15 protein-coding genes and 1 pseudogene are annotated in these 16,532 nt (G+C 64.6%); 1 reads left to right on the top strand and 15 read right to left on the bottom strand.

Annotated elements, in window-relative coordinates:
* The 6 genes and pseudogenes from DVH29_RS16820 to DVH29_RS08880 form a co-directional block, all read right to left on the bottom strand.
* Positions 1 to 113: pseudogene (locus DVH29_RS16820) on the bottom strand (Asp/Glu racemase); the annotation flags it as partial.
* On the bottom strand, positions 110 to 1,330 hold the full coding sequence (locus tag DVH29_RS08900; RefSeq protein WP_114645826.1) for an FAD-dependent monooxygenase: 1,221 nt from the start codon (positions 1,328 to 1,330) through the stop codon (positions 110 to 112). The pseudogene DVH29_RS16820 and the gene DVH29_RS08900, both read right to left, overlap by 4 nt.
* Positions 1,331 to 1,384: 54 nt before the next feature.
* Entirely contained in the window at positions 1,385 to 2,191 is an 807-nt protein-coding gene (locus tag DVH29_RS08895) for an ABC transporter permease (RefSeq protein ID WP_114645825.1), read from the bottom strand.
* Positions 2,191 to 2,985, bottom strand: a complete 795-nt coding sequence (locus DVH29_RS08890; RefSeq protein WP_158541615.1) for an ABC transporter ATP-binding protein — start codon at positions 2,983 to 2,985, stop codon at positions 2,191 to 2,193. The genes DVH29_RS08895 and DVH29_RS08890 overlap by 1 nt, the downstream gene beginning before the upstream one ends.
* 43 nt (positions 2,986 to 3,028) lie before the next feature.
* Positions 3,029 to 3,775, bottom strand: coding sequence for an ABC transporter permease (locus DVH29_RS08885; RefSeq protein ID WP_114645823.1), 747 nt, complete (start codon positions 3,773 to 3,775; stop codon positions 3,029 to 3,031).
* 38 nt (positions 3,776 to 3,813) lie between these two features.
* Entirely contained in the window at positions 3,814 to 4,824 is a 1,011-nt protein-coding gene (locus DVH29_RS08880; RefSeq protein WP_158541614.1) for an ABC transporter substrate-binding protein, read from the bottom strand.
* Between the two features lie 257 nt (positions 4,825 to 5,081).
* On the opposite strand from DVH29_RS08880, the gene DVH29_RS08875 reads away from it, so the two are divergent.
* Entirely contained in the window at positions 5,082 to 5,756 is a 675-nt protein-coding gene (locus DVH29_RS08875) for a TetR/AcrR family transcriptional regulator (protein WP_245944934.1), read from the top strand.
* 13 nt (positions 5,757 to 5,769) lie between these two features.
* Here the strand turns inward: DVH29_RS08875 and DVH29_RS08870 are convergent, their stop codons facing one another.
* The 9 genes from DVH29_RS08870 to DVH29_RS08830 form a co-directional block, all read right to left on the bottom strand.
* Positions 5,770 to 6,822 (bottom strand): aminopeptidase, encoded by a 1,053-nt coding sequence (locus DVH29_RS08870; protein WP_147276045.1) that lies wholly within the window; start codon positions 6,820 to 6,822, stop codon positions 5,770 to 5,772.
* Between the two features lie 124 nt (positions 6,823 to 6,946).
* Positions 6,947 to 8,044 (bottom strand): AbrB family transcriptional regulator, encoded by a 1,098-nt coding sequence (locus DVH29_RS08865; protein ID WP_114645820.1) that lies wholly within the window; start codon positions 8,042 to 8,044, stop codon positions 6,947 to 6,949.
* A 10-nt stretch (positions 8,045 to 8,054) separates the two neighbouring features.
* Positions 8,055 to 9,092, bottom strand: coding sequence for an XdhC family protein (locus DVH29_RS08860; protein ID WP_114645819.1), 1,038 nt, complete (start codon positions 9,090 to 9,092; stop codon positions 8,055 to 8,057).
* Between the two features lie 11 nt (positions 9,093 to 9,103).
* On the bottom strand, positions 9,104 to 10,726 hold the full coding sequence (locus DVH29_RS08855; RefSeq protein ID WP_114645818.1) for a UbiD family decarboxylase: 1,623 nt from the start codon (positions 10,724 to 10,726) through the stop codon (positions 9,104 to 9,106).
* Positions 10,727 to 10,747: 21 nt separating this feature from the next.
* Positions 10,748 to 11,533 carry an alpha/beta fold hydrolase gene (locus DVH29_RS08850; protein ID WP_114645817.1) on the bottom strand — a complete coding sequence of 262 codons (786 nt, stop codon included), beginning with the start codon at positions 11,531 to 11,533 and terminating at the stop codon, positions 10,748 to 10,750.
* An 8-nt stretch (positions 11,534 to 11,541) separates the two neighbouring features.
* On the bottom strand, positions 11,542 to 12,264 hold the full coding sequence (locus DVH29_RS08845) for an enoyl-CoA hydratase/isomerase family protein (protein ID WP_114645816.1): 723 nt from the start codon (positions 12,262 to 12,264) through the stop codon (positions 11,542 to 11,544).
* Positions 12,265 to 12,320: 56 nt separating this feature from the next.
* The gene (locus tag DVH29_RS08840) at positions 12,321 to 13,355 is read right to left on the bottom strand and encodes a tripartite tricarboxylate transporter substrate-binding protein (RefSeq protein WP_114645815.1); all 1,035 of its coding nucleotides are present in this window, start codon (positions 13,353 to 13,355) and stop codon (positions 12,321 to 12,323) included.
* 29 nt (positions 13,356 to 13,384) lie between these two features.
* Positions 13,385 to 14,188 (bottom strand): IclR family transcriptional regulator, encoded by an 804-nt coding sequence (locus DVH29_RS08835; protein ID WP_114645814.1) that lies wholly within the window; start codon positions 14,186 to 14,188, stop codon positions 13,385 to 13,387.
* Complete coding sequence (locus DVH29_RS08830) at positions 14,188 to 16,530, bottom strand: xanthine dehydrogenase family protein molybdopterin-binding subunit (RefSeq protein ID WP_199562556.1); 2,343 nt, start codon at positions 16,528 to 16,530, stop codon at positions 14,188 to 14,190. Before DVH29_RS08830 ends, DVH29_RS08835 begins: the two co-directional genes overlap by 1 nt.
* Between the last annotated feature and the right edge of the window lie 2 nt (positions 16,531 to 16,532).

The following is a 16,532-nucleotide window of genomic DNA, read 5'->3' as shown; positions in this document are numbered from 1 at the left end:
AACGTGAACCGCTCCGGCAAAATCCCCTCCCGCGCCCGCAACAAACCCGGAATCTCCGTCTCCATCGTAACATTCGAAGACGGAACAATCTGACCAATGCGATAGCGCGTCACGATGCGGTCTCCATCCTGGGGGCGTGGGCGCCGAAGCGGCGCGCGTCATATTCATAGACCCAGTCGGTCTTGATGCCGGTGGTGCGGGGCGAGAAGATCGCCCGCATGCGGTAGTCGAAATCGCGCTTGAACTGCTGCCAGGGGGTGGGCAGGTGATAGGTGCGCCCCCGCTCGCGCGCCTCGAGCTGCACCCGGCTGGTGCGGGGCCGGCGCTCGGCCTCATAGGCGGCCAGCGCCGCCGGGAGGTCGTTCGTGTGCAGCGCCACGGCCGAAGCGAGTACATAACCGTCCTCGATCGCCATGGCGGCGCCCTGGGAGAGGAAGGGTAGCATGGGATGGGCGGAATCGCCCAGCAGCGTCACGCGTCCCTTGGTCCATGTGGGCATGGGATCGCGATCGAACAGTCCCCAGCGATAGACCTCGTCGACCTGGGAAAAGAGCTTCTGCAGATTGGGGTGCCAGCCGGGGAAGGAGGCGAGCATCTCCTCCCGGGAACTACGGGAGTTCCAGCTTTCCTCGACCCATTCCGCCGTCTCGCTGACCGCGACGATATTCACCGCCTTGCCGCCATTGACGTAATAGGTGACCACATGGCCGTTGGGGCCCATCCAGAACACCGAGTCCGGGCTGACATAATCGACCACCCCGCCCACCGGCACCACGGCGCGATAGCACATATGGCCGGTAAAGCGCGGCTCCTGCGGGCCGAACAGATCGGCGCGGACGATAGAGCGCACGCCATCGGCCCCCACGATCAGGTCGGCGGTGAATTCGGTTCCATCGGCGAAGATGGCCGTGGCGCTGTCGGCGTCCTGGCGCACCCCGGTGCAGGCCTTGCCGAAATGACAGATCTCGGCCGGCAGCGTATCGGCGAACAGGCTATGCAACTCGGCGCGATGGATGTGGATATAGGGGGCGTCGTAAAGGGTTTCGCAGCTATCCTTGAGCGGGATGCGGAAATTCTCCTTGCCCGTCTTCCAGTTGCGCCCGACCACCGCATTGGGCAGGAAGCCGCGCGCGATGATCTGGTCGTACAGCCCGACCGCCTTGATGACCTTGACCGCATTGGGGGTCATCTGGATGCCAGCGCCCACCTCACCGAACTTGTCGGCCCGCTCGAAAAGCTGGACGGCAATCCCGCGCTGCAGGAGGCTCACGGCGAGCGCGACGCCGCCAATGCCTCCCCCAACGATGCCTACAGTTTTAACCGTACCCATGTCTTCACACTCTTTATTATTCGTATGTTCATTTAATAAAAACCAACGCCAGCATCACTGCCGCCAGCGCAGGAGGCGTTTTTCCAGGCGGCCAAGGACGCCCTTTTCCAGCAGTTGCATCAAGAGGATGAACAGGATGGCGATGGCCACCACGTCCCGCATGCGCAACAGGCGGAAGGAATGGAAGATCGACGCGCCGATGCCGTCCGGCTGCCCGATGGCCTCGACCACCACCACCAGCTTCCAGGAGAGGGCGAAGGAGAACCGCGCCGCGGTCAACAGGGCCGGCACCAATTGCGGCACGAGGCTGACCCAGAACGCCTTGTCGGACGGGATGCGATAGATCCGTGTCATCTCGTCCAGCCCCTTGTCGCGGGCCTGGACGCTGGAGCGCACGATATTGGAGACGAAAGGCGCGACCGCCAGCGTCAGGGCGACGAAGCCGGCCGCCTCGCCGGTGCCCAGCGCCAGAATGGCGAAAATGATGAAGACCGGATCGGGCACGGCCAGCGCCATGGCGAGCAGCGGCTGGAAGAAGGCCTCGACCTTCCTGTTCATGCCGATGGCGATGCCGAGCGCCGCCCCGATCACCGATGCGGCAAGGAAAGCCGCCGCGATGCGCCCCAGGGTCAAGAAGAGATTGGCGTAGAAACCCTGGGAGGTGAGGTGCCGCCCCATGGCCAATACGGTGTCATAGGGTGTCGGCACCCAGGGACGCACGGTGATCGACAGGGTCGTCCAGATGGCAAAGAGGCTGGCGACGGCGAGGATGGCGCCCAGGATGCGGATGTTGCGGTCCATGGTGCCGGCCTTGGGCCGGGGCGAAAGCGTCGTGGCCTGCATGGAGGTCGAAAGCGTCATCAGGCCACCTCGCTCTGCTTGATCGGATCGAGACCCCAGGCGTGCTCCACGCGGCGGATGATGTCGGCCTCGACCTCGGCGATCCGCGGATCGTCATAGGCGCGCGGACGGGCGATCGGCACGTGGTAGTTCTCGAAGACGGTCGAGGGGCCCCGGGTCAGGATGATGATGCGATCGGCGAGATAGACGGCCTCGCGGATGGAGTGGGTGACGAAGACGATGGTCGCCCCGGTGCGCGCCCAGATGCCCGAAAGCTCCTGACGCAGGCTGCGCGCCGTCACTTCGTCCAACGTGCTGAGCGGTTCGTCCATGAGGATGTAGGAGGGTTCGACCAACAGGGCGCGGGCGATGGAGACGCGCTGGCGCTGGCCGCCCGAAAGCTGCATGGGCCAGGAATTCTTGAACTGGCCGATATGGAGGATATCGAGCAGGCGGTCGATATTGTCCTCCCATTGGTCGCGCGGCACATCGGAGGCGGCGAGCACCAGTTCGAGGTTCTGCTTGACGGTGCGCCAGGGCAGCAGGCGATGGGCCTGGAACACATAGCCCAGCTTGGGGGCGTGGCGACCGGCATCGTAAAGCGGGCGGCTGTCGACTTCCACGACGCCGCGGGTGGGCGGCAGCAGGCCCGAGATGACGTTAAGCATGGAGGACTTGCCGCAGCCGGACGGCCCGAGAATGGCGACGAACTCGCCGCGCTTGATCTCGAAATCGAGGCTGGAGATGGCCGGGATGCTGCCATAGCTGACCTGGAGGCCCTCGACCTTGAGGACGGTATCTGATGTTCCGGTCATGATGAAACCTTTGGAATTGCTGGGGGTGAGGGTTTGGCGCGGATTATCCGCGCCACCGGAAGACGCGGCGCTCGGCCACGCGCAGCACGCCGTATTCGACAAAGAGCACGATGGCGATGAAGACCAGCAGCCACAGATGGACCTCGACCATCTGCATGTATTCCCACGCATGGTCGAACTGCGCGCCAAAGCCGATCCGCGCCGCGCCAAAAATCTCGGCGACGACGATCACCTTCCAGGCCAGCGCATGGGCATTGCGCAGCGCGCTGAAGATGAAGGGGGCGATGAAGGGCAGGAGCACGTGGCGGATATAGCGCAGCGAGCCGAGCCGATAAATCTGCGAGGCCTCTGCAAGGTCCTTGTCGGCGCTTTTGAGCCCATCCCGCAGTCCGACGGCCATGAAGGGGAAGGTGATGAACATCACCACCACGATGTAGCCGATTTCGGCGCCCCGGAAGATCGCCAGCGCCATGATGGCGGCGATGGCGCTGGGCGTCCTCAGCGCCGTGGTCACATAGATGCTGAGCACCTGTTCGGCGAGCTTGTTCTGGTTCATGGCCAAGGCCGCCAGGGTGCCGAGCACGACACCTCCCGCCAGCCCCAGGACAACGCGATAGAGCGTGATGCCGATATTACTCCACGTATCGGCCTGGGACAGGAAGTGGGGGAGGGCCGTTGCGACGACAAACGGGTCCGCGATGAAATTGGTGTTTCTGTAGGCGATCCACCAGATCGGCAGCAGCATCAGCACTGCGCAGATCGAGATGATGAGATTGTTCTCTTTTTGCATCGCGGTCCTCCCGTTTGTCGCGCGCCTCGGATCGGGGCTCAGGCGCCCGGTTCGCCCACCAGGTCCTCGAGCCGGACCATCACGCCTTCGGGCACTTCGGTCAGAACCCGGCCCTCCTCGGCCAGTCCATTGAGGAAGCCATAGGCCGCCTCGATGACTTCGGGGGTCCAGACATTTGTGAAATAGTCGTAGGTCGCGGCGTTCTCGATCATCACATCGAGCACTTCGGGGCTGGTGATGCCCAGGCCCGAGGAGATGTAGTCCTCACGCAGGACCTCGTAATTGCTGTCCTGCATGATCTGCACCGCTTCGTCATAGGCAGCGCGCACGCCATAGGCGAGCTCGGGATTTTCCTGCAGCCAGCTGGTGTGGGCGACCATGTTGGTGATCCAGGGTGCGAAGCCGCCGGTGAATTCCTCGTAATCGGCGGCGGCCTGGAGGAGATAGCGCCCGTCGGTGGCGAGCATCGCCTCGCTGACATAGGATTCGAAGTTGAAGATCGCGTCCACATCGCCGGCTTCGAGCAGCGGTACCAGGGCGGCCGGGCCAAGCTGGGAGAACTGGTACTCTTCGAGCACGTCGAAGCCGTACATCTCCTGCACGATGGAGCGGATGAACATGGTGGTGCCGGAATCGGCGCCGAAATGCCCCACGCGCATGCCGCGGAGGTCCTCGGGGGTCTCGGCCTCGGAATCGCCGGGAACGATGATCCCCAGATACAGCCGGCCGATGGGATAGAAGGCGGTGACGTCAAACCCTTCGGCGCGGGCGATGGCGACGCCGATGATGTCGTTGTCCATGGCGATATCGGAATTGCCGATCAGGAAGTTCTGGGCCGCACTGTCGGACGGCAGCAATTCGAACACGCCGGAAAAGCCGTGCTTCTCGTCGAGGCCTTCCGCTTCCATGATCATCAGCGGAACGCCGCCAAGGCTACCGGCCACGGCCTGCAGCCGGACCTCGGGCACGTCCTGCGCCATGACGCCCGTGGCAAAAATTGCGATAGCGGAAGCGGTTGCCAGCGCCTTTGCACTTGCAAAAAATGTCATCGATTTCCCTCTCTTTGATGCGGCTCCTGCCGAGCCTTTCATCGCCCGAGCATTAAATAATTAAGCGAGCGATTAATTCCTTATAGACGCAGCTTGCGTCTGCTGCAATAGGTTTTGGGCCAGGATTTTCGATGGGTGGAAAACCAGCGGATTGGACATTGGCCGTGCAGGGGTGGCATGTAGCTCAAACGCGCGGTGGGAAATGGCCAGGGCGCCAGCCGATCGGCGGCGCCGAGATATGCAGTGCAGAGAAGGTGATGATGGTTGAGATCGTGGGACAGCGCAGGAAGCGGCCCGGGCGTCCTGAAGGGCAGACACATTCGCGCGAGGACATTCTCGACGCGTCCGAGATTCTGTTTGCGGAACTGGGATATGCCGGCACGTCGCTGCGCTATGTGGCCGAGCGTGTGGACATCACGACGGCGCTGATCACCTATTATTTCGGCTCGAAGGAAAATCTGTTTCGCGAGGTCTTCCTGCGCAAGGGGCGCGAGATCGCCAAGTCGCGCATGCAGGGGCTGGCGGCGATTCTCGCCGAAACCGATGCGCCGCAGGTGGAGGATCTGGTCCGTGCCTTCCTCGCGCCCTCGATCAAGCTGCGCGAGACGCGGCAGGGCCTCGCCTTTCTGCGGCTGCATTCGCGGCTGCACATGGAGCCCGAAGCGCTGTCATACGAATTGCGCCGGGAAGTCTACGACGAATCGACCCGCGCCTATGCCACGGCATTCCTCGCGGCCCTGCCGGAGTTGACCGAGGCCACGGTGTATCGGCGCATGTCCCTGATGATCGGCGCCTATCTCTATGCCTTCTCGGACACCAACCGGCTCGAAGAGCTGGTGCCCGAGCAATCGCCCACCCCCGGTATCTTCTACGACCTCGACGAAATCGTGGCCTTCGCCTCGGCGGGGATGCGCGCGAAATCGGTGGCGTGACGGACTTTTCCGGTTATGCTGGGCGGTCCACCGGGCGCGTGAACCGGCCATTGTCGATGCGCAGGTCGCCGTCGACATAGAGCGTGGGTTCGAGGATCACCCCGTCGATATGGATGTTGGACTGCAGCGTGCCACCGACATCGACATTGGTGCCGAGCCCGAAATGCATCGAGCCCAGGATGTTCTTGTCCTCGCGCTGCACGCCGCGGATCTGGGCCTTGGAATTGATGCCGACCGACGCTTCGGCGGGGCAGACATAGGCGTTCTCGTCGCCATATTGCTCGAGATAATTGCGCAGGAAATGCGCGTCGGCACCGCCGTCTATGCTGGTGATCCGGCCATTTTCCACCGTCAGTTCGATGGGGCTGGCGAGGCGCCCGAGCTGATGCATGCACAGGTCGAACACCAGCTTGCCGCTGCCGCTATACTCCACGGGTGGAATGTTGAACTCCCCATTGGGATAGAGGAAGCGCAGCATGTTCGACTTGCGGTTCTGCACCTTGGAGACGTTCTGGATCTTGTAGGGGACGAAATCGTCGCCGGGGAAATTCGGGATGAAGATGCGGTTTTCGACCGAATAGGTGAAGTCGCAGCCATATCGGGACGTCACCCGGCAGGTCCTGGCTTCCTTGCCGAAAATGTTGGTGGCCACATAGTACTGGCGGATGGCCATTTCCTTCTGGTCCTCGGTGACCGCGCCCGACTGGAACATTTCAAGCGTCATCCCGCCATCCATGCACAGAACCGGCACCCCGGCATCCATGGCGGCCGAATTGGCGTGGGCGTGGAGCATGCCGGTGGAGGCGAGCAGGATGTTGAGGTCCACGGTCTTCATCGCCTCGCACACCGCGACGGGCGGGTCGTAATAATCGGCCGGACGGGGATCGAACAGGGCCAGCGTGGCATCGGCGCCGCATTCGCTGAGGATGCTCATCACCGCCTGCCAGACCCGCGGATCATGCGCCGTGTCCGTGACCACGAGCACCTTCATGCCCGCCGTGACATTGGCGAGGATCGGGCGCCGGAGATATTCGAGCGTTCCCGTCATCAGTGCTGTTGCATGCATGGCTAATCCTCCTCCGTTGCGGGCACGGTTGCACCGGCATGGGGGAGCGTCAAGCCGGACCCATGTCGATTTTCGTGAGGCGGAACAAGCGACTGGCGGGGTTTTCTTGTGTGGAAAACCCGTATCAGCGGATCTGGCGATCGCTCGGCTTGGCGGACGGGGGCGCGAGCAGTGCCGCAGCGCCGCTGAACAGGATCTGCGCCAGGGCGACGACGAGGATGACCCGGGTGATATGATGTCCCGAGACGAAGGCGACCTCGATGTCCATGGCCAGCGCCACGAGGCTCATTTCGTTGAGTCCGCCGGGCGAATAGGCCAGCAGGATGGCCGCGATGTCGTAGGGCGATATCCAGTTCAGCGCCAGGGCGAACAGCACGGCGACGCACAGCATCACCGCCACAGACCCGGCGCTCAGGACCAGGACGAGGCCGATCTGCGTGGGCGGAACGCCGGCGAAGCGGCAGCCGACCAGCGTTCCCAGCACGACCTGCGCGAGGATGACCACCTCAACCGGCGGCTGGAAATCGGTGAGCCCGGTGGTATGCAGGATGGCGCTGATCAGCATCGGGCCGAGGAGATATTTCGCCGGCAGTCGCAGCAGCCGACCCAGCCCCATGCCCAGCAGCCCGCAACCGATCAAAAGGATTTCGGTGGAAAAGGGCGTCTGCAGGATCGAGGGGCGCCCGACGGCCCCGGCGCTGGTGACGATCGGCTCTCCGGACACCAGCGAGATGATCACCGGCAATGAGGCGACCACGAACAGGATGCGCGCCGAATGGACGAGAGCGATGGTCCGGCCATCGCCGCCTTTCTCCTCGCCGACCAGCATCATTTCGATCACCCCGCCGGGCATGGCCGAAAAGAAGGCGGTGGGTCCGTCGAACCGGCCGACAAGGCGGAAATAGGTGGTGCCCAGAACCGCGCAGACGACGATATAGGCGATGAGTCCGACCAGCGTCGGAATCCACCCGGCGAGGGAGCCGAGCAGCGCCGGGGAAAAGCTGGCGCCGAGCAGGACGCCGATGATGGCGGTCATGAAGGGCCGGACACCGGCCACCGGATGGATGGGAAGGCGGACCAGCGTGGCCAGGGTGCAGGCGCACATGGCGCCCAGCATCCAGGCGAGGGGAAAACGGAAATAGGCAAAGATCGCCCCGCCGGCGGTCCCGATGGCCAGCGCCAGGGCAAATCCCGCCCAGCGCGCGGCCGTAGAGGGCGACATGCGCGCCTCGTCAGACCGGGGCAAGCGTCTGCGCCTGTTCGCGGACCTGAGTGACCTGCCCGAGAATGGACAGGGCCAGAGACGCCGCGTTGCGGGTGGGGCCGAACAGGCCGACCGGACCGTGGATCAATTCGATCAGGGATTCGGGCACCCCGTTGCTGCGCAGGGCATCGGCGCGCATCTGATGCGTCCGCCGGCTGCCCAGAGCGCCGATGAAAAAAGGATGATGATTGCGCAGCACGTGTTCGATAAGCCCGATTTCCCAATCGTGATCGTGAAACAGGAAAATCACCGCGGTGTAAAGATCGATGGCGAAGTCGGGGCGAACGGCCGGGGTCGCCATCCAGTGCGCGGTGGCCCCGCTGCGGTGAACGGCATCGGCGGAATCGCCATCGGCGCAATAGGCGATGACCTCGAGCCCCGACGCGATGCCGATGCGGGCCGTGGTCTCGACCTCGAGGCCGCGCCCGACCAGCACGAGACGGGTGCGCGGCCTGTAGACACGCTCGAACACGCCATGCGACCAGCCCGTCTCGTCGGTGGCGGTCAAGGTCTGGTCGAAGGCGAGAGTCGCGGTATCGGTGCGGATCGATATGCGGAAGGATTCGCGGAATTCCATGGCTTCGATGGAGGCCCGCACGATCTGGGGGTCGGGATTGACGTGGATATGGAGGTCCATGCCGCCGCCGCAGGGCAGGCGGACATCGACCAGGGGAGAGTCCTGGCCGATGCGCAGAACCCGGTCGGCCCCGTTTTCCAGAGCGACGACCGCCTCGGCGGCGATGGTGGCCTCCACGCATCCGCCCGAGACATAGCCGCAATAGCGGCCATCGGCGAGGACGGCCATATGGGCCCCCTTGCCCCGCGCCGAACCGCCGATGATGTCGACCACGGTGATCAGTGCGCAGGCTAGCCCTTCCTGCCACGCGGTTTCGAGCAGGCGAAAGACGGTGAGGGCGTCGTCGGGCTGGCTGTCGGGCGCTTCCATGTCCAATTGCGGGTGCTGGGCCGCCATGGGAACGCGTTTTGGCGAGACCACGCCATGCATTTCATTCTCCTCTATTCCAATCCGCGTGCCGAATCCTCGGGGTCCTTGCCCGCAAGCTGGCGCGGCAGGGTGTCGGTCCCATTGTCCAGCCAGTCGCTGTCGGTCGCCCGGCGGGCGAGGGTTTCCCAGCGATCGGTCCAGTCGCCCAGCGTATAGCCGTGCCAGGGCGATTGCGGCTTGAGGGGAGGCAGGTCCAACTCCTCCCAAATCTTCTTCGCGTTCTCCATGAATTCCTTTTTGGGCAGGGCCAGCGGCGGCAGGGGCCGCTTCTGCGTGGCATCGATCAAGAGGCCCGAATCGGTCTTGGAGGGACCGTATTGCGCGCCCTGCACCCCGCCGCGGTTGGGGGTGATGAGGACGTCTTCGGTCGGCGTCGAGCGATAGGCCATGGACCACAGGATGGCGTCGACCGAATTGGGATCGATGTCCTCGCTGATGGCGATGACGATCTTGCCGACGCTGCCCATGAAGGACGAGGCCGCATAAAGCCCGCGCCAGACCTCGCTGCGGGGCGTGCCGTAGGCATATTGCAGGAACAGCACCGGGCGCAGATTGGTCAGGCGCTCGTGCAGCACCACTTTCCTTATGCCCTTTATCGAAAGCTGCTTGGCGAGGTGGTGCAGGAACAGGGGCTCATAGGCCACCTTCTTGATCACGCTCGATTCCGAAGGCGTCACCTGGCTGATGATGGCGTTGAAGATGGCCTGCTTCTTGTGGGTGATGGCGGTGACCGTCATGGGCATGTTGTAGCCCTCGAGCGCCACATAGCCATTGCTCTCGCCGAACGGAGCCTCGGGTTCGAGCACCGAGGGGTCGATGAAGCCCTCGATGACGATTTCCGCTTCGGCGGGCACGACCAGATCGTTGGAGACGCATTTGACCGTGTCGATGGCCTGCCCCGCCAGACCGCCGGCCACGGAGAACTCGTCGAGATCGACGGGCAGTTTCTGGGGCGAGGTGAAGACGACCACGGGTGCGGCACCCAGCGCGATGGCGATGGGCATCTTTTCGCCGCGCTCGCGATATTTGAGCCAATGCAGCCAGCCGCCGGCCCCGCCGGGCTTGGCGGCCATGCGGATCACCATGCGGTCGGGGGCCTTGAGTGCGGCGCGGTACATGCCCGCGTTCTGGACTCCTGTTTCGGGGTCGCGGGTGATGCACATGGTGGCGGTGAGATAGGGCGCGGAGTCAAATCCGGGGGTGGAGACCGGGACGGGCAGGGCGGCGACGCCCCCTTCCGGGTCCTTGAGCGCATCCCCTTCGATCACCACTTCCTGGCAGGCCGCCTCGGTGACGAGATTGGGGGCGACGGGATTGGCGATAGCCTCGTTCCAGGCATCGCCGATCTGGTCGGCCGGCCGGCCCATGCCCATGGCATAGATGCGTGGGGAAGCGGCCAGGGCGCCGAGCAGCACCGGCATGTCGTATTTGCGGCCCTTCGAATCGACGACATTGGTGAAGAGGAACGCCTTGCGCTCGTCCTCATCGAGGCCGCCGAGAAACTGCCAGCGCACCAGGGGATGCAGTTCCGTGTCCTTGTTGATCGGGCGATCCACGCGAACCAGCAGGCCCGCCGCGTCGAGGGCTTCGAGATGCTGGCTGAGATTGAGCGGGGGTGATGTACGGTCGGTCATTGGCCCTCCAACAGGCATGAATCAAGCGATCTCCAGGGCAAAATCGCCCAGGATCGCGGCAAAGTCTTTCGGTCGTTCCAGCGGCGCCAGATGGCCGGCGCCCTCGATTTCTCCATAGCGCGCGCCGGGAATGCGCGACGCCAGGTCCTTGAGGGTGGCGACGGGAACCGACTGGTCGGCGGTCGCGGCGACAACCAGCGTCGGTGCGCCGATGGACGCCAATCGGTCGGCATGGTCGAGGCCGGCCATGGCCTGCCAGCACCGGGCGTGAACCACCGGGTCGTCCTCGAGCAGCCAGGCGCGCACCATGCCCACCATCATCGGATCGGCCCGCTCCACCTCGTCGGTGAACCAGCGATCGAGCGTGGTTTCGAGGACATCCGGCATGCCGCGTCGGGCGGCCTCGGCGCGGGCGAGCACCGCCTTGCGACCGGCCGCGTCGCGGGTGAACCCGGCCCCGGCGATCACGAGGCCGCCGACCAGCTCGGGCGCGGCCAGGGCGATCGACTGGGCCAGCATGCCTCCAAGCGAGCACCCGCAGACCACGGCCGGCGGCTCGCCCACGGCGCCGATGAGATCGATCACGTCGCGGGCCATGTCCGAGAGGGTGAAATCGGTGGTCGGCACGTCGCTGCCGCCATGGCCGCGCAGATCGGGATAGACGAGGCGGAAGCGGTCGGACAACCGCTCGACGACGGGCTTCCAGAAGGCGCCGCGCAGCCCCACCGGATGCAGCAGCACGATCACCGGTCCGGCGCCGCGGGTCTCGTAGTGAAGCCTCAACCCCGATGTGGTTTCGATCTGCATCGGCCCGCTCAGCTCGCGCGGACCAGGGCCAGCAAGGCCCCGGCATAATCGGACGCCGCATCGGCGGGCATGCCGGCGGCCAGAGACTGGTATTTCTTGATGGTTTCGAGATTGCGCCGCGGCCGGCTGGCGAGTTCGGCGACGAAGGCGTCGGCTTCGGTCTCGAATTCGGCCTGCGGATAGATGCGGCTGGCAAGGCCGATCTCGGCCGCGCGCTCGGCGGTGATGGTTTCGCCGGAATAGATCAGCCAGGCCAGAGCCTTGGGCGAGAGGTGCCGCATGACGGCGGTCATGGCCATGGTGGGCGGGATGCCGTGGTGGATTTCGCTGAACGCGAACCGTGCGGCGCTGGAGGCGAGGGTAATGTCGCAGGCCCCGGCCAGCGCGGCGCCGAAGCCCAGAGCATCTCCATGCACCCGGGCGACCACCGGAACCGAAACCTGTCGCAGCGCGGCATAGAGATCGAGCACCGCGGCCATGGATTGCTCGCGTGTCTCATAGGCCGAAAGGCTGCCCGGCTGCTCGCCACGCCCATCGCGCCCCAGGCAGAAGGCCGGGCCACGGGCGGTGACGACCACGACGCGCAGCGACGGGTTTGCGGCCAGCTCGCGCAATTGCACGGTCAGCTGGCGCATCATGTCGCGGGTCAGCTTGTTGCCTTCGTCGGGCCGGTTGAGGTCAACCGTCGCGACGGTGTCGTCATGGGCGTGTGAGAGCAAGAATTCGAACATCGGGTCCCCTCCAGGTGCGAAAGGAAGCGCGGGCGGGCCCCACGCTTCCCGATTGCTTATTCGTTCGGCCAGACGGCCTTAACGCGCGCGATGAGTTCGGGCGTAGCTTCTCCGGCCTCGGCGACTACTGCCTGCAGGTCCTCTCCGCTCATGGGAGAAATCTCGAGGCGTTGCTGCTCCAGTTCGGCGATGAAGGCCGGATCTTCGAGCATGTCATCGAAGGCGCGACGCAGCGCTTCCACGCGGTCTTCCGGCACGCCGGGCGCGGTGAGCACCGCCTTGCCGACTTCCACCGCGCCGAGGATCAGGCGCATGGCGGCCAGATCGTCGGGATCGGTGATGAGTTCGACCGCGGTGGGCACATCCGGCAATTCGGGATGGCGGTTGAGGCCATACTGGACGAGAAAGTTGATAGCGCCATTGGTCAGCCAGTCGGGGCGCGAGGTCATGACGGCGGCCAGGCTCGTCGAATGTCCGTCGGCTTCGCCGCGCTCCATGGCGAGCATGGATTCGCCGGTGCCTTCATAGCCCATGATCAGGTTGAAGCGGGTCCCGGCCATGGCGTTCATCACCGAGGGATAGATCGCCACGGTCGAGCTGGCGCCGGTGGTGGCGAGGATCACTTCGGTTTCCATGGCGTCCTCAATGGTCTCGACGCCGGTGGAGGCATTGACGAAGGTGACGTTGGTGTTCGAGGCCACCCGTCCGATCCAGTTGAAATCGGCGGATTCGAAATAGATGTTGTCGGTGCCCAACTGCTCGTCGAGCGGGATGGTCGAGGCGATCAGCCCCAGCACCGTGCCGTCCTTGGGCGCGATGTTTGCGATATGGTTGGCCGCGACGAGGCTGCCGCCGCCCGGCATGTTGACCGGCACGATCTTGGGGTTGCCCGGGAGATGGTCGCCGAGATGGTTGGCGACGGCGCGGGCGTAGGAGTCATTGCTGCCGCCGGGTGCATAGCCGATCACCATTTCCAGCGTCCTGCCGGAGTAGAATTCTTCTACCGTCTGGGCCAGGGCCGCATGGGGCGCCGCGACCGCGAGGGCCAGTACGCCGGCCGATAGAAGATGGTTGAACCTGGTATATTTCACGCGTTGTTTCCTCCTGGGGTGTTGAATGATCAGCTCACGTCGAGCATGCGGCCGGAATGGCCCATCATGTGCGAGAGCTTGGCAGCGTTCGAACGGACGAGCTTGGTGATGTGCCGCTCAAGGTCGGGGGTCATGCGATGCTCGGGAGTGACGACCCCGAGAGCGCCGCAGACGACCCCCAGAGCATCGAACACAGGCGCCGAGATCCCGATGGCGTCGGGAGCGGCGCGCTGGCCGATACTGCGTGCATGACCGAGGCGACGCACCGTGGCGAGCTCGGCTGCAAGCGTTTCATGATCGGGGAGCGGATCGCCGGTAAGGGGCGACGGCCCGCCCTCGGAAAGGACGCGGCGCAGCTCTCCGGGCTCGAGCCAGGCCATGACGGCGCGGCCGAGCGATCCCCAGATCGGGGAAATGTTCATCAGCAGGTCGAATTTGAAGCGCAGCGGATAGGACGAATCCACCTTGTGGGCGAGGACGATCCGGCTGCGCGACGGGGTGACGATGGCCAGGAGCGCGGTCTCGTTGGTCTCGGCCGCGGCCTTGGCGACGATCGGCTTGGCCACCGTGAGCAGCCCGTAGCGGGTTTCGACGAGGGCCGCGATGCGGAAGAATTCCGAACCCACGCGATAGCGGCGCTTGGGCGCGCGGTCGATCAGGCCCTGCTCGACGAGCGGCCCGAGAATACGGTGCGTCGAACTGGGCGCGAGGTTGAGCGCCTCGCTGATCTCGCTGATCGAGAGGACGTCGGGGCCCTCCGCGAATACCTTGAGGACAGCGACCAGCCGTTCTGCATAGCTGGCCGGATTCATGGCAACCGTTTCGTTGGCCATCACGCCGCGCTCCTTGCCTTTGCTTCTTCGATCAATTCGATGATGCGCTGCGGAGACAGGGGCGCTTCGGCGATGTGCACGCCGAGTGGCCTCAATGCATCGGCAACGGCATTGACGATGGCGGCGATGGTGGGAATGGTCCCTCCTTCGCCGGCGCCCTTCACTCCAAGTGGATTGTAGGGGCTGGGGGTCTCCTGATGGTGGATCTCGACCCGCGGCACGTCGGCGGCCAGCGGCAGCAGATATTCGCCGAAATTGGTCGATAGCGGCTGGGCCTGATCGTCATGCACCATGCGCTCGAACAAGGCATTGCCGACCCCATGGGCCACGCCGCCGATCACCTGCCCGTTGACCACCATCGGATTGATGACCCTGCCGCAGTCATGGGACATGACCAGCCGGGTGATGCGCACGCGCCCCGTCTCGATATCGACCTCGACCTCGGCCAGACAGGTGCCGTTGGCGTAGGACGATTGCGAGGGCGTGAAATAGGCGGTGTTCTCCAGTCCCGGCGCCATGCCCTCGGCCAGCGAGAAGCCGGGCTTGCCGAGCGAATAGACCGCCAGCTCGCGCAAGGTCTTTGAGCGGTTGGACGCGCCCTTGACCCGGGCGAGGCCGTCGCGCAATTCGATGTCGTCGGGCTCGACCTCGAGCAATTGGGCGGCGATCTCGCGCACCTTGATCGACACCGCCTTGGCGGCCATGTGGGCCGACGAGCCGGCATTGACCGCGGTGCGGGACGCAAACGTGCCGATGCCGAAGGAAATGGTGCTGGTATCGCCGGTCTCGATGGTCACATCGTCGATCGACACGCCGAAATGATCGGCGACGACCTGGGCGAGGGTGGTCTTGTGCGCCTGCCCCTGGGGCGTGGCGCCGGTATAGGCGGTGATGTTGCCATTGGTGCCGATGCGCACCGTGACGCCCTCATAGGGTCCGAGGCCGGTCGCCTCGACGGCGTTTCCGATGCCGATGCCGATATAGCGGCCCTCGGCGAGCGCCGCCTTGCGCCGTGTCTCGAACGCCTCGTAGTCGACGGCATCGAGAGCGGTTTGCTGGCAGGCGGGGTAGTCGCCGCTGTCATAGACCACCGGACGGCCGTCGCGGAAGATGACGCCGACATTATAGGGCATCTGCTCGGGCTTGATGAAGTTGCGCCGCCGCACCTCGGCGGGATCGAGATCGAACTCGCGGGCCACCCGGTCCATCAGCCGCTCCATGACGAACACCGCCTGCGGGCGGCCGGCGCCGCGCACCGGGGTGGTGGGGACCTTGTTGGTGAGGACCGACACCAGCGTCATGTTGTAGGCCGGAATGACGTAGGGTCCGGGAACGGTCGCCACCGAAATCCAGGGCAGGACGATGCCCCAGGGCGTATAGGCGCCATTGTCGTGGGTGAGGGTGCCACGCACGCCGAGAATTTTTGCATCGTCGTCGACGGCGATCTCCACATCCCAATACTGATCGCGCTCCTGGTGGGTGGCGACGAAATTCTCGCGCCGGTCCTCGATCCATTTCACCGGGCGGCCGACCCGCATGGAGGCGGCCGCGACGGCGCCGTATTCGACGTAATAGGAGCCCTTCGGCCCGAAACCGCCGCCCACATCGGGGGTGACGATGCGCAGCTTGGAATCCTGCATGTCGAACAGTTCGAGGAAGGAGCGCTTGAGGCGATGGACGCCTTGCGACGACACGTAGACCAGCAGGTTGTCCTGGAAGGTGTCGTAGTGGGCGATGGCGCCGCGGCATTCCATGAAGAAGGCGCCGCCGCGATGGAGGTAGATGTTCTCCTTGAAAACATGGGCGGCCTTGGCGAAGGCGGCGTCGGTGTCTCCGGACACCGAATGCATGGTGGCGGCAACATTGGAGGAAGCGCCGACATGGGCCAGGGGCGCGCCCTTCTTGAGGCCGTCGCGGCAATCGGCGATCACATCGAGCGGTTCGAGATCGACCATCACCTGGGCGACGGCGTCCTCGGCGATATAGCGGTTCTCGGCGACGACGATGGCGATGGGTTCGCCCACATAGCACACCTCGTCACGTGCCAGGGTGAAGGGAAGGCGCGGATTGGTCAGCGATTCCACCGGCACCACCAGCGGCAGCCGGCGCTGGCGCAGGCTCTCGGGCAGTTCGTGATAGGTGATGACGTCGATGACGCCTTTGATCTGGCGGGCGAAGCTGGTGTCGATCGACTTTATCCTCGCATGGGCCAGCGGGCTGCGCACGAAGGCGGCATGGGCCATGTTGGGCAATTCGATGTCATCGACATAGCGTCCCTTGCCGGTGAGGAAGGCAGGATCTTCCTTGCGCTTGATGGACTGCCCGAACGAACGCATTTCCATAC

Source organism: Pelagibacterium lacus (genome assembly GCF_003345525.1).
Lineage (GTDB): Bacteria > Pseudomonadota > Alphaproteobacteria > Rhizobiales > Devosiaceae > Pelagibacterium > Pelagibacterium lacus.
This window is presented reverse-complemented; position numbering and strand designations above follow the sequence as displayed.